Origin of the sequence: Aureispira sp. CCB-E (assembly GCF_031326345.1) — a bacterium.
Lineage (GTDB): Bacteria > Bacteroidota > Bacteroidia > Chitinophagales > Saprospiraceae > Aureispira.
Genome location: NZ_CP133671.1, coordinates 3782208 through 3796781 on the forward strand (window position 1 = coordinate 3782208; position 14574 = coordinate 3796781).

Here is a 14574-nt window from a genome sequence, read left to right on the forward strand (position 1 = left end):
ATCCACGAAGTACTAAAATTAATAGTATAAAATAATAAACAATGAGTAAATTAATCTTGTTATTGAGTGTCCTTTATGTATTTACGGCTTGTTCATCGGCAGATGAACCTAAAAAAACAGTGCCTACTGCTACAGAAGTTCAACAAATGGATGGCATTAGCAATTCATCACTAATTAGCAATCCTGTAACCGCAGACGAAGCTATTTCACCAGAAACAGCTGCTAAAATTGAATTTGAAGAAGAGGTATTTGATTTTGGAACGTTAGTAGAAGGAGAATCCGTAGAACATATTTTTAAGTTTAAGAATGTAGGGAAAAATCCCTTGATTATTGGTCATGCACAGGGAAGCTGTGGATGTACAGTACCAGAGTGGCCTTCAGAACCAATTGCTCCTGGTGATGGTGGAGAAATCAGAGTGAAGTTTAGTAGTAAAGGTAAGAATGGAGAACAAGATAAAACCGTGACTATTTCAGCCAATACAATTCCTAATAAAACGAAGATTCGAATAGTCGGTGCTGTAGAAAAAAATCCAGAAACGGAGAAAAAAGAATTAGAGAACAAAGCGGCTCGAGAGGAAAAAGAAAATAGCTAAGTTTTATTTTTTATGCTCTAAAATTTGCTAGCCGATGAGCTTTGGTATTCCTACTGAAAATTCTCATCGGCTATTAAACAATTTTACTTATTAAATAAATCAAGCTATGAATGAAACATTAGATCAAGCAATAGTTGTTGCCGCAGAAACTGGCAATTTAGACGGAGTTCAAAAGGCTCTAGAAGAAGGGGCTAGTCCTAATGCAATGGGACCCAACTCGGGGGCCTTGCATTGTGCTGCATTCAATGGGCATGGTACTGTTGTTGAGTTGTTGTTAAGCAAAGGAGCAAAAGCAGATGCAAACGATGTACAAGGATATTATCCGATACATCTAGCTTCTAGTAGAGGGCACGTGGCAATTGCCAAACAATTAATTAATGCTGGGGCTAATGTTGATGCCTTGACCTCTCAAAAGGGAACGGCACTGCATGTAGCCGCTGCGTCCAATTATGCTGCGGTGATCCCTGTGTTGTTAGAAGCAGGTGCCAATATAGAAGCACAGGATGTTAATGGTTTGACCCCTTTGGCTGCTGCTGCAAGCTTGGGGAACACAGAAGTTGTTCGCCTTTTGATAGATGCAGGAGCAGACGCGAACAACAAAGATTTAGGAGGAGATACGCCATTGATCAAGGCTTTGAGGCAGTTGTACGGCACTAGAACAGCAGAGTGGATATACGAAGAGAAAGAAGATGAACGTTTGATTCGTTATGAAATCAAAAAGGGTTGCTTTAGATGTGATCGAGATTATAATCCAAGTGAGGCAGATCAATTAGGCGATCTGTTGACTATTGAGGAACAAAGAATATACGTAAACAAAGATTGGGGACCTAAAAATCATTTGAGGTATTTGGATGCCTTAGATACGGCTATGTTTTTGATCCAAGCAGGGGCGGATGTCAATGCTGCTAATGATACTAAACAGACTCCAATCAATATGGCTTGCCATACTGGGGAGGCATTGGTCATTCAACAACTTTACGACAAGGGGGCAGTTCTAGATGTTCGTGGGTATCAAAATGCTACTCCACTACATCGGGTTTCTGGGAGTGGTCGCTTAGATGGGTTAGAGCAATTTTTGAAGCTAGGGGCAGTAATAGACGCAAATGCTGTAGATGATTTTGGATGGACGGCTTTGCATTATTTGGCAGATATTGGAGGACCCTTGAAGATGGCAACTTTATTGCTTGAAAAAGGCGTTGATCCTGCCATCAAAAGCAAAGAAGGACGAGGAGCAGGTATGCCACCTGGTTGTACTGCTGAAGAAGTTGCGTTGCATTGGAAAGATACTAAATTGGCAAGAGTACTAAAATAAATGGAATGAAAAAGCTAAGCTCATTGGATGAGCAGATGATTTTGGCAGTAGAAGGAGGAGCAGCCAAAGATGTTTTGTCTTTGGTAAAAAGGGGGGCTAATCCCAATGCGTTGGGAGCACATACTGGTGCTTTGCATTCTGCTGCATTGATGGGACACACTGCGGTAGTCAAGGTGTTGTTAAAGGAAGGTGCTGATCCCAATTTGCCAGATAAAGATCAGTTATATCCGCTTCATTTAGCTGCAAAGGAAGGACATCAAGCAATTTGTACTTTATTGTTAAAAGCAGGAGCGAATAAGACTCAACAGACGACTTCAGGAGCAATGGCCATTCATTTGGCAGCAGCTTCTAACTTTGCAAGCTTGGTGGTAGCTTTGGTGAAAAATGGTTGTGACAAAGATGCTAAAGATGCAGATGGGAATACACCTTTGTTAATTGCGAGCGCTTTAGGTAATGTCGGAGTTGTAAAATCATTGTTAAGACTAGGAGCAGATACTTCGGCTGTGACTGCTAATGGTAGCACGGCTTTGTTGCAGGCACTTTGGACGCTGTATAGTACTAGAGTGGACAATTGGGTGCATGATGATGAGGTGAATGGCGTGCCTGTACGTTGTACCTTGCAAAAAGGTTACTTAGCGTACTATTATGATTATAATAAATACAAGCCTAAACCTGGTCGCTTAATGACCTTGAAGGAACAACAGAGAATTGCCAGTCAAGAATGGGCGCCTTTTGAACATAGAGAATATTTGAATGCTTTGGCTGTTGTCAAAGTGCTTGTAAAAGGTGGCGTATCGGTAATAAGAACTGATGATAGAGGGATTTCTCCATTGAGAGTAGCTTGTTCTTCGGGAGTGGGCGATATTATAAAGTTATTACATAAACATGGTGCTAGTTTTGAAGAAAAACCTTGGAATCAAATAACGCTGTTGCACCAAGTGGCAGGAAGTGGTCGAATAGATGGTTTGAAAACATTTTTCAAATTATCAAAAAATAAAATGGTCAATGCACAAGATGCAAATGGCTGGACACCAACACACTATTTAGCAGATACGGGAGGACCATTAGAGATGGCAGAATTACTAAAACAAGCAGGAGCTGATACAACCATTGAATCTACTCAAGCCACGGGACATTTCCCCGAGGGAATTACAGCTCCTAAAATTGCTTTACATTGGAAAGATATGGATTTAGCAATGGAATTGGCTTAGAAGTTTGTATATTTGTCCACTTCATTTTATTAAAAAAACAAAACACAACATTAAATTGTAAAACAAAATGATGAATAATATATTGTTTTTGTGGCAAGAGGCGGGAGGTGAAGCAGCAGGTGTAGCTGGTGCTAATCCTTTGTTTTGGCCATTTATGTTAGCAGCAATTTTGGTCATGTACTTTTTTATCATTAGACCGTCTGCAAAAGAACAAAAAGAGCAGAAATCATTTTCTAGTAATCTAAAAAAGGGTTCTAAAGTAGTTACGATAGGAGGCATACACGGTACAATTGCCTCTTTAGAAGAAGACAAAATTACTTTATTAATAGCGCCTAAAACTGTTATTACTGTTCAAAGAAGCGCTATTTCTTTGGAACAAACGAAATCTGTTTATGGAAGCTCCAGTGCAACCAACAGCTCAAAAGAGCCAGCAAAAGCTTAGTAAAGAAAATATAAAAGAATTCCTTCAATCGGATCGAGCAATACTAATGATTTGCATTAGTATTGCTTTTGTTTTTTGGCTAATGACAAAATTATCCTATTCTTATAAAGATACTTTGATTGTCAAGCTAAATTATGAAACGCCAGCAGACAAAATTTTTACCAATCCACCTGCTACCCAATTAGAGGTAGATATAGAGGGCAAAGGTTGGGATTTGTTAGGCTTTGCTTTTTATAATAAAGAGAGAGTCGTCAACATTCCTGTCTCTGCCAATGAAATTCGCGTAATCTCTGTTTCTTCTTTGAATGCAAAAGTACTTAAATCAATTCCCAAAGCAAGAATTCTAAACATCCACCCAGAAACCATTAAACTTCAAATGGAAGATATTGCTACCAAAGTAATTCCTGTTGTTTTGGAAGAGCAAGTGCGTCTAGCACCTTTGTATCAATTTGTTGATTCTATAAAAATAGAACCTCAAAAGATTGAAATAAAGGGACCTGCTTCTGTTATTAGGGATATTAACGAATGGCGTACCAATGTATTGTTACCTCCTTCGGAAGTGAACCAAGATATAGATGTTGAAATAGGTCTCCAAGCACATCCTAATGGAAGTATTGCGCTATCTACGAATAAAATTCGTTGTATGGCAAAAGTGGAAGAGGTAACTGAAAAACGAATAGAAGTTCCTGTTGAGGTGCTTAATGTTCCAGATAGTTTGTTGTTGATTATTTTGCCCAAAACGGTAGAGGTATCTAGTCAAGTTGGCTTGAGTGATTACGATCGTTTGGCAGCACAAGATTTTAAGGTCATTGCTGATTTTTCTAAAATTGATATATTCAAAGAACGTTCTATTCGTGTTTTATTAAAAGAAAAACCTGCGTATGCCAAGCAAGTAAAGTGCATTCCTAAAAAGGTCGATTACATTATACGCAGTCGAAATCTAAAGTAAACTAATAAGGTTTAGCTGTGCCTCAACAAAAGGTGTAATTTGGAGTGACGACTGCATCTTGTATAAGGAAAGTCTTATTAAAACTCTGAATATGCTTTTACTTAATCCTAGTTTTCTCTGATATGAATTATTTTCAATCCATTCAGTTGTTGCGCTTTATAGCAGCTACATTTGTGATTTTTGCTCATATGGGAATTGGCAGTCATAGCTACAAGGGAATTGATATTTTATTTGTGATCAGTGGGTTTATTATCTATTGGACAAGCCGAGAAAAACTTGGAAAAGGAACAAAGAGGGCGTCTTATTTTATGAAGCGTCGGTGTATCCGAATTTTTGCTTTTTATTGGACACTATTTTTTATCTTAATACTTGCTGGTATCTATCCAGTACAACTCAATTGGAGTTTCTTAGCCAATGTATTTTTATTGCCAGGTCATAAGTCTTTTCTAGAAGTAACTTGGAGCCTTTCGGTTGAGTTGTACTTTTATAGCCTATTTGCAATTGCTATTTTGTATTGTAGCCAGAAAAAAGCACGACACATAGCAATTGGTTGTTGGATAGGTACGTTTCTGTTGTTGGGATTGGAGTATACCAATTATCCGATAAAAGGAACCCCTTTAAACTTTTTTGTGGGGCAGAATATTTGGCTGATTTTATCAGGCGTTGTTACTAGTATACTTTATGAACAAAGTCAAAAATGGACAGTAAAAAGAAGGTTGCATGGTTGTTTGTTTGGTATACTTGTAGGGCTTTGTTTGTTTTTAAGTGTGGTTGATTATTACAGCAATTTGTCTTTCGCTACGGTAGGTATAGGAAGTAGTTTGCTTTTATTCGGAATTCTAACCTTAGAAACGTTAAAACGCCCTCAATTGCCTTTGCTATTTATAGAGCTAGGGAATGCTTCTTATGTAGCTTATTTGGTTCATATACCCATTATACATTATTTTTCGAGTACGCCAGATTTAAAACAAACCAACCAGTTTTTAATTGTTATAGGTGTTTGGGGGCTGAGTTTGTTGTTGCATCAGTTTGTTGAAAAACCACTGATAGCCCGCCTAAATCGTTGGGTTGTTTAGAACATCATTTATATCAAAATTAGTTCCTTAGTTTCCTCCAGCATGTTGCTTATCCCATTGAATGATAAAGGCCAATAGAGGGCTCAAAGCTTTTTCATTATTTTTCCACCAATCCACCGACCAAATGTATTGAATTTGGTAAGCTTGGTTGGTTAGAATGCGAATTTTATCCACTGCCAATTGAAAATCATATTTTGCTTGAGACAACAAGCCACCGTCACAAACCACAGCAATAGGATGTTGTCCAGAATACTTGGGGGTAATAACCAAATCAACAACAACTCCTTCAATTGATTTGTTGAATTCCAAACGATCGGCAGCAATATATTCTTGAAGCGATTCTGCGACGGCAATTTGGAAAGCATTAGGATCTTGCACACTTCCTTTATTAATGCGCGTTCGTTCCGCAGCGTCTTTAGAGTGAATGTGTTCTAGGTATTGGTAACGGCGTCCTTTTTGTGCCAACATCCATTGCAAGAGACTTTTTTGCTCTGTTTGTTCAGCATTAATTGGTCTGCCTAAAACTAGGTGCTGATTGCCCAGTTTTAATAAATCAACTCCAATTTTGGAAGAAATGTCGTGGGCATTATCAACAATAACCAAATCAAAGGTGGAAACTTTTAAGCCAAGTAATTGTTGTGCCATTTCTGGTGTTGCCAAAACAATTGGAAAAACATCACCAATATGCTCTAATCCAATCCACTGCAAAAGGTCTTTAATTTTTTTATTTTTGAAAATTGGACGGGCATTCGTTAAGGTCAAATCCTTTTCTTTTTTGATGCGTTTGATTTGCTCCCCTTGACGTTCTTTGGTAATGACATTTGCTTTTTGGCTAATGCGTTTTTGAATGTCTTGTAGGGTATTGATATAGGCATCAAAAGGCAATGCCTGATTGGAAGTTCCTAATGGTAAATGAATCGAGTATTGTTGTGTGAGAATTTGATGATAAAACCAACTACTAAAGCCAGAAACCCAGTCTTGAGTACCTGCATTTACTAAAGCTTGAACAACCTTTTGAGTCTTCGCATCGATGGTTAACCAAGAGCGGCGCCATTGATAATAAGCATCTATGTCTCTCCATTCATTTTCCAGTTTTTGAAATTGGAGCAAAATGGTAAACAAAGCCGATTCGATTGCTGAAATCTTGCCTTTGGGTTCAGTAACCTCCTTGCGCAACAACTGCGCAGCATTAATTTGTTGAATGAGCTTCTGTAGCCAGCTTTCTAGTTCTTCGTATTGCTCTTGGAAAGTTTCTGGAAAGGCTGTCTCTTTTGATAATTCTTGTGTGCGTTTTTTGACCAAGGTAGGAATTGTCAAAGCCCAATCGTGTAAGGCAGTTCTTACCTTTTCTAACTTCCCTTCAATATCGGCAAGTTTTGACTCTGCTTTGATATCGGGAAATTCTGTTTTGAAAAAAGTATTGTTTTTATAACTTTCCTGTAAGGTTTGGTAATCTTCCAACAATTGTTCTTTAGCGGCTCGAATTTCTTGGTGTCGTCTAGAGAAAACACTCAATAATTTCAGTTTGGCATTCTGAAAACTACTTTGCTTGTCAAATGCTTCTCCATACAAATCATTATAAAGGTGCAAATCACTTTCAATTTTATCGATTTGTTGCTCCATATTTGCCACAAAGTCACGATATTGAAACTTCAAATATTCTCCATAATTGCCAACAAAAACTAAAAAGCTTTGGTATAAACTATTGGTTTTGTAACGATAAAGATTTAATTCTGTTTTTGCTTCCGAACGAGTACTTTCAATACTGCTCTCGTCACTAAAAAAACGCCCATGCAAGGCATTTAAAGGATGTTTTAAGGCATCGAGTTTGTGGTAATAAACATAGTGCTCGCTCAATTCTCGACTGATAATATAGTGTTCTTTGGCTGTAAACGAAAATAAGCTATTATCCAAAAAACGACCTAGGATTTGTTTGTCACTTTTGCGATGATTCAACAAGCATTGCCCCACTAACTCTGTCCAATTCCAACTATTGATGGTGGCATCGTGAACACTATCATAAGCTTGTTCTAGCTTAGATCGAAGCAGCATATATTTGTTGAGCTGTTTGCTATAAGTGACATTGTCAAAATTAGAAATAGTGCGTGTGCGTTTGGGCATAGATTCTAGATACTCTATCATACGCTCTTTGTCCAGCACTTCATCTTGTAGAGACAGTATGCCAATATCTTTAATCCCAAGATGCTCTAAGTGATGTTGAATGTCCTTAAAGGAGGAAAATTGAGGCGATATAATTAGGGCAGCTCCTTTGTCTGTTAACAAACTGGGCAAAATAGAAGCAATGATGTGCGTCTTTCCTGTATTAGAAATTCCTTCTGCAACAACATGATGCCCATCGAATATAGTACCAATAAGTTCGTCTTGTGCAGAGTTGCTAGGAAGCGCTGGAACTTTGGTTTTCCACTGCTTTCGTTCTCTAGGTTTTAAGTTTTTGGGTAGTTTCTTGGCTTCTTTTAAGGTAATAGGCTCAAAGTTGCCTAGAATAATAGCATTCAGAATAATGTTTTCTGGAATTTGATCAGGCAGCGGACAGGCTTCAATGCGAACACTAACATCGTGTTCTAGTTTTAACTGAGTGGCTAAAGTGGCACAAGTTTCTGCGACTACTTTAGCATCAACAGTATCTATTAGACCTATTGTTTGTTCCCAATCCAACTCAAATCGAGCTTCTAAGTAATTTTTAAGAATAGGATTTAAATAACCTTTATTATTATTATTAGCTACCAATGCCCAATCCATATTGCTGTCAGGAGTAATGTTTAATTCCACTCGCCACAAGAAAAGAGGGGCAGCAATAGGACGACCTAATTTGTCATCGTCCATTAAAACAACAGGGTAGCCAATTGAAAGACCGTTTCTTTGTTGTTGAAAGTTTTCAAATGTTTTTTGTAATGCCTTGTGTTGGCTAATTTTAGAAGGAGCGGTATTCTTTTCTATACCCAATGGAATAGCAACACTAACCTCTGTTTCTTCACTTAAGAGTTGTTGAAGAATATTCTCAGTTAAGCCCAGTTGAACTTTGTCCATGATCGAAAAGTCTAAACATTGTTCGGTGATGGGAAGTACTGATAAATAAGGTAAAGCACTGATATAGTTCGTTGGTTGGGCTATTTTCTCCTGATTCTCCATTCTTATAAATGATAATTATGTAACAGTTGTTTCAACAAAAAGCAACTTAAATGTACATAATTATACTATAATAGTCCTTTAATTGTATACTTTTTTTAGTAGCTAAAGCTCTAAGATCATTGAGGCTTTATCATAGATTTAGTTCTTTGCTTATTTCCTCAAGTATTTTGTGAATCAAATTTTCCGATTATTTTTCATTATTAATCTCTTCTCTTTTTTGCTCTAATTTTTCGAGTCTTTGTTTGTAATAATTAGTAGCATTTAACTCAAGTGCCTTGGTGACGTATTTAATGGCATTGTTATAATCGCCTTGTTGTTCATAATAATCAGCCATAGAGTCAAAAGTATTGGCACTTTGAGGATAATACTGCATGGCAAGTTCAAAGTACATTTTTGCTTTTTCATATTGTTGCATATCCATATTCATATAACCAGACATATTTAAGAGCGCTTCTGGATAAGGCGGATTGGGATATCCAAAATGATTTTGGAGTTTTTTTGCTCTTCGTTTTATAATGCGAAGAAGTTCTTCTTGAGAAGTGTCAAAGGAGTTTATTTTGTCGGTACTCTCCATCTGGTACCATTCAAAAATGGCAATTAGACCATCCAAAATAGAAGGAAGTGGAATGGTGCCATGCAAATCGTTGGGATAAAATTTCCATTTAAAAAACAACCCATTCTTATCATTTTTACTTACCAAGTTTGAGAAAGCAATATTTGAACGGGCAAACAATGTGAAATCTGTGGTATCTTGTAGCACGTTGTCAATTGTTATTGTTGAATTTTGGAGGTGCAGTTGCCCGCTCAAAGACATAAACAAAGATTTGTTTTTATATTTTTGCGTGGCAAGTATTTTTTCAGACTCTCTTAATAGTTGTTGATTATCCCAATCCAAACTAGGGTCAATAGCCAAGTAGTTTGCAAATAAGTGAGGTTGATGTATTAGGGTATAAATGGTGAACAAGCCGCCATAGGAATGTCCTATTAATGTTCTAAAATTAGTGACAGGATATTTTTTCTCAATAAAGGGGATGAGTTCTTTTTCAATGAATTTACTGAATACAGCGGCTTTTCCACTCTCGTCACGAAACGGCATTCCATACTTTACCTTTACTGTTGAGGGCGTCAAATCTCTAGTTCTATTGCTTTGATTCGAGATGCCTACAAGAACCATTTCAGGAGTAAAACCACCACTGTAATAGTTTTGGACTTCATTAACCGTAGACAGAAATATTTCTCCATCTAAAATAAAGACGACTGGATATTTTTGATTTTTATTAGGGTCATAATCTCTGGGTAGTTGTATGTGAATTTTTCTTGATTCATTTAACTCCTGCGAATAAAGACTATCTATGATACCAACTTTGTGCAAAAAGTGTTGAGGTTGATTGGTTTGAGCTTTTAGAAATTGCTGAAAGAAAATGAAGCCTCCTAGGATTAATAGTGCGTTTACTTTGTTGATCATTTTTTTGTATCGTTCGATGTTTTCTTCTTAAGTTTGAATCATTGCTCAGAAATAATTGGGACTAAGTCATTTTTCTGATAATTTTTTCAGTGCCTCAGTTGTTGAAGCAACAAAGTTAACTTGTTTGCCCTGATTACTTTCGTAAATGAAATCTTTTAGACTTTTACTATTGAATATTGAAAAATCTCCCACAATAGCTAATTGAATACGGTAAGTCGAAAATTTTTGAAGAATTTCACCCGCCATTCGATTTTTGAGTTCGAAGAAGTCTGGAGTAATGTTTTTTTGATGAATGATGACCTTGTCAAATCCTTGATAGTAGATATTTCCTAATAAGTTTAATCCATCCTCGACATGATTGATAAGGTTTTGTTCTGATGATATTTCAGCAATTTTCAAGTGATTTATTTCATGTGTTTTTATCTTCATTTTAAGCTAAGGTATCTTTTGTTTTAATATTGTTAATATTTAGCCAGCCAAAACAGCAACCCCAAAGTAGGGACTGCTACTAGTTTAGTTTTAGTCATATCTCGTTACTCTTCTCCAGTATGTTTTTTATAAAATTTCCAAGCTTCTTTAGCCACATTTCTTCCCAATTCCAGTCCAGCTACATTATCAGCTTGAATATGATAACCTCCCAATACTCTGGAAATCCCAGCCATTTCTGCTGTTTGGGTAAAAGTTGGAAATTCTAATGTTATCGTATCTCCTAAATTATCAGGTTCTGTCATTGCCCCTGCCACTAATTGAGCATTAGAGCCAAATTCATCACTTCCTGTCCAAATTTTTAGAGCTTCTCCACATCCGCCACTTATGGTGCTGTGCCCTGAGACATAGCTAGGAAAAGGAGGACATAAAAATGTTTCTGGGGAGTAAGGTCTCCAGTGTTTTCCTTCTATTTCAATCATGCCTTTTCCTTCACCTCCCCAAGCTTTTATTTTTTGGTTATCGTAATATTGGTGAACCAATGCATACGGTCTGGCATAATCATAGTGCATCTTGGAGTCCCATGAAGCTATAAAGGCATCCATCGCTACAACTTGGTTATAAAAATACATTTTTACATCTTGATCAAGTGTATGCTTGTCTCTTCTAGAAACGTCTTGCGCAAATTTTAGCCAATGCCCTGCTTGTTGTACGGATTGTGGACCATCTCGCATAAATTCCACCAATGCCTTTTGGTAATCGGTCAAATTAGCTTGCATTTCAATTACTTCTTGAACTTCTTTTTCTAGTTGTTCAGAGCCTACCATTGGTGGCGGACCAGGTCTAAATTGGTCGCCAGATTTAAGGGCAATAGGTTTTACTTTGTCCCAAAAAGGTGTCAAACAACTTGGAGCAAATTTCCCTCCTTTTCCATCTGAAAAGTATTTTGGTTGCCAACGATTTATATCTACATTCTTATCCACAGAATTAACAGGTTTATAACCCATATAATCGTAGTAAGGCTTACCATTTGAACCTTCTTCTTCTCCATATTGATTTGCTCCGTCTCCTTTTCGTGATTTTATAACAGTTTTGGCGGCTAAATTACCAATTCCTTCAGGGGTACTCGGATCTAAGCTTTCATTATTCGGGTCTAATCCCAATTCCCTCATGAAATCTTCAAATAGCTTTTTATCAGAGTAATAATATTCGTTCATGGCTCTAAATGCAGCATAACTTATGGCTATTTCTTTATTTTTTAAGGATTGTTCATTGGCTGGTCTCCTGTCTACTTCTTTTAAATAAACGGGAATGGCTTTTTCATCATATCTTGACCATGCATCAAAAATAGCAACAAAAATTAGTGCCAAATATCGAGATGTTATGGTTGGTCTTGGTCTAAAGTATTCCGTGTCGTTTGCTGTTGCTGTTAGAGCTATTTTTCCCCATTTATAAGCTACATTTTCGACCCCTTTGGGTTCTTTGGACTCTTTGAGTTTATGTTCGTTTGTTTGTTTACTTTCGGTACATCCCAATAAGGAGAAAGCAACTAAGAATATTAGGAAAGTTTTATGCATTATTATTTTTAATGATTATATATATTAAATAGGCATTTTTGTAAAAAAAATGCCTGTATTATACTGCAATATATACAATAATTATGTTTTTTTATACCTGTTGTTTTTTTATCCGATTCTTAGTCCAAGAAAAGTATTTTTCCTTGCGCATTGTGTTGCTGGGCTATTCTGAGCTGATAAAAGTACAAGCCACTAAGACGCTCTTTTTGTATAAGAAGGTTGTTTTCAGTAGTTGTGTACGTTTGTACTGTTCGACCTGAGATATCCGATATAATTAATTGAGCTTCTTGCGAAGTTGGATTCTTAAAAGAAAAAAGACTACTATGTTGAATGGGGTGTGGTGCTATACGAATGGCTTGTTGGTGCTCATTTACCTTAGAAGTACTACCAATAACGCTACATGCAAAATTTGAATAAACAGTAGTGCTATTCTTGCGATAGGAGTCCAAGCAAGGACACAAATTAAGAGTTGCATGCATATAGGCAAAGCCAAAGTTGGTGCCAATACCTTCTAGAAATGTTACTTTTTTGGATAAATGTGCTATAGCAGGTAAAACATAATTCAAGCGAACCCGTTTTAAACCCGATTCGTAATAAACAGAATCGACTAAGACCGTACTGTCTCTATTGTCATGTCTAACAACAAAAGTATCTCCTAAGCTAAGAGACAAATCAGCTACCAATAGCTCAATTGTATCAAGGGAGGAGGTGCTCGAAGAATTAATAGTTCCAATGAACCATATTTTTCCTAAACTAGTATCTTCTCTCAAAAAGCCATTGGTAATACCTACGTTTCCACTTAAGTTATAATCAATAGACTGGTTACTTTTTTCTCCAACTTTATAGTATGAAAGACCATTGATTAAGGTATCTTCAATGGCTATTTTATGTACGGTTCTACTTTGTCCTAATTGACAAAAATTTACATCCCATTGTGTTGTGTCAGAACCAAAAATAGTTTGATAGTTTTGTGCAAAATTTAATTGGGTAAACAAAATACAAATAACGACAACTGAAAAAAATCTATATCTCATATAATGTGTGTTGCAGAGTATAGGAGCGCAAAACTCCTTCTCTAGGTAAAAGAAAGAGCAGCTATTCGGGGGAACGAATATAAGTTGTTTATTGCTATAACGACGAAAATTGTTTAAATGTTGCTAATCTATATATGATACTTTGGTTTTTAGGTCAAATGTTTTGCTTACAAGAGAATATAAGAACGCAAAATAAAGACAATAGCAATTTACTTTACGCAGCACTTAGCTGCTTTAGAAAGATGTAAAAAATAGTGAAAAAAATGTATATTAGAGTAGGGAGGACTTTAGAAATAGGATAATAAGCCAAAAATAAACAAAGTACTTATGGTTATAAGTATGTTGTTACAATACCTCAAATTATCCTAGCGCATTCTAAAAAACATTACTCCGTTGAAACCACGCAGTAGCAGTGCAGAACTCTCTCACGAGCCTGCGAGCTAAATCATTGTCTAACGGCGAAGCCCTCACGGAGTAATCTTCGTTAACGGTCATTTTTTATTGCTCGTACAAAATTTACTTAAATAACCTTTATTATAAAAAAAGGAAAATGAAATTATACGTTTTAATTTTTATTCTAATCATATTAACAGCATCTTGTAAAAATAATCAAATGGATGAAAAAGAAGTAGAATTAGGTCTCGTGCCGATTACAACAGCATCAGAAGCAGCAAAGAAGCATTTTGAGAAAGCACGGTTTTTAGTTCAAAATGGGATAAATGGCAATCCGATAGAGCATTATGAAAAAGCAATAGAACTAGACAGTACTTTTGTTAGAATGTATAATTTTATTTCTATTTATTCACCAGATGATTCGATAAAGAAGATAAATCACACCCTTGCCAAAAAATACAAGCATCTAGTATCTAAAGAGGAACAAATCTTAGTGGAAGCTACAGAATATAGATTTAAGAATCCAGAGGATAATAATGAACGCCAATTATTCAAATTAGCCGAAATGTGCCCTCTAGATAAATATCTACACCATACCATTTGTTTTTTACTGTTTCGGAAAAATCCCAAACAGGCAATTGTTGCTGGTGAAAATGCTGTTAGACTAGATCAGAATTATGGTTCTGGGTATAATATTCTAGGATATGCATATATCAACAATAAGGAACTAGACAAAGCAGAAAAAGCATTTGATAATTTTATAAGGTGTGAACCTGAAAATGCGAATCCTTATGACTCAAAAGCTGATTTACTATTGCGATTGGGTAAATATAAAGAGGCTTTAAGCCTAAAACAGAAAGCCTATGAATTGGATGCTTCTTTTGATTGGATTCCTGAGGAAATAGTTAATATTAAAGCAAAAATTGATTCTATCGAATAAATGAAT

General features: G+C 36.4%; 12 protein-coding genes. 7 read left to right on the forward strand and 5 right to left on the reverse strand.

The annotated features are described in order from the left end of the window. Positions 1-41 precede the first annotated feature (41 nt). The 6 genes from QP953_RS14715 to QP953_RS14740 all read left to right on the forward strand — a co-directional run bounded on the left by QP953_RS14715 (position 42) and on the right by QP953_RS14740 (position 5583). Entirely contained in the window at positions 42-593 is a 552-nt protein-coding gene (locus QP953_RS14715) for a DUF1573 domain-containing protein (RefSeq protein ID WP_063833166.1), read from the forward strand. Between the two features lie 106 nt (positions 594-699). Next, positions 700-1905 (forward strand): ankyrin repeat domain-containing protein, encoded by a 1206-nt coding sequence (locus tag QP953_RS14720; RefSeq protein ID WP_309551539.1) that lies wholly within the window; start codon positions 700-702, stop codon positions 1903-1905. 5 nt (positions 1906-1910) lie between these two features. Then, positions 1911-3116 (forward strand): ankyrin repeat domain-containing protein, encoded by a 1206-nt coding sequence (locus QP953_RS14725; protein ID WP_309551540.1) that lies wholly within the window; start codon positions 1911-1913, stop codon positions 3114-3116. 67 nt (positions 3117-3183) lie between these two features. Then, the gene (gene yajC / locus QP953_RS14730) at positions 3184-3558 is read left to right on the forward strand and encodes a preprotein translocase subunit YajC (RefSeq protein WP_063833165.1); all 375 of its coding nucleotides are present in this window, start codon (positions 3184-3186) and stop codon (positions 3556-3558) included. Beyond that, complete coding sequence (locus QP953_RS14735; protein ID WP_063833164.1) at positions 3509-4507, forward strand: CdaR family protein; 999 nt, start codon at positions 3509-3511, stop codon at positions 4505-4507. Before yajC ends, QP953_RS14735 begins: the two co-directional genes overlap by 50 nt. Before the next feature lie 122 nt (positions 4508-4629). Next, positions 4630-5583, forward strand: coding sequence for an acyltransferase (locus QP953_RS14740; RefSeq protein WP_309551542.1), 954 nt, complete (start codon positions 4630-4632; stop codon positions 5581-5583). A gap of 27 nt (positions 5584-5610) precedes the next feature. On the opposite strand, the gene QP953_RS14745 is transcribed toward QP953_RS14740, so the two are convergent. From QP953_RS14745 to QP953_RS14765, 5 genes are all read right to left on the reverse strand, one after another. Then, positions 5611-8733 carry a hypothetical protein gene (locus tag QP953_RS14745; protein WP_309551544.1) on the reverse strand — a complete coding sequence of 1041 codons (3123 nt, stop codon included), beginning with the start codon at positions 8731-8733 and terminating at the stop codon, positions 5611-5613. A 187-nt stretch (positions 8734-8920) separates the two neighbouring features. Continuing rightward, entirely contained in the window at positions 8921-10198 is a 1278-nt protein-coding gene (locus QP953_RS14750; RefSeq protein ID WP_309551545.1) for an alpha/beta hydrolase-fold protein, read from the reverse strand. A gap of 66 nt (positions 10199-10264) precedes the next feature. Further along, positions 10265-10627 (reverse strand): DUF4180 domain-containing protein, encoded by a 363-nt coding sequence (locus QP953_RS14755; protein ID WP_052598844.1) that lies wholly within the window; start codon positions 10625-10627, stop codon positions 10265-10267. Between the two features lie 104 nt (positions 10628-10731). Continuing rightward, positions 10732-12201, reverse strand: a complete 1470-nt coding sequence (locus QP953_RS14760; RefSeq protein WP_309551546.1) for a vanadium-dependent haloperoxidase — start codon at positions 12199-12201, stop codon at positions 10732-10734. Between the two features lie 119 nt (positions 12202-12320). Further along, entirely contained in the window at positions 12321-13235 is a 915-nt protein-coding gene (locus QP953_RS14765) for a T9SS type A sorting domain-containing protein (protein ID WP_309551548.1), read from the reverse strand. Positions 13236-13785: 550 nt separating this feature from the next. On the opposite strand from QP953_RS14765, the gene QP953_RS14770 reads away from it, so the two are divergent. After that, positions 13786-14568 carry a tetratricopeptide repeat protein gene (locus tag QP953_RS14770; RefSeq protein ID WP_309551549.1) on the forward strand — a complete coding sequence of 261 codons (783 nt, stop codon included), beginning with the start codon at positions 13786-13788 and terminating at the stop codon, positions 14566-14568. Positions 14569-14574: the final 6 nt, after the last annotated feature.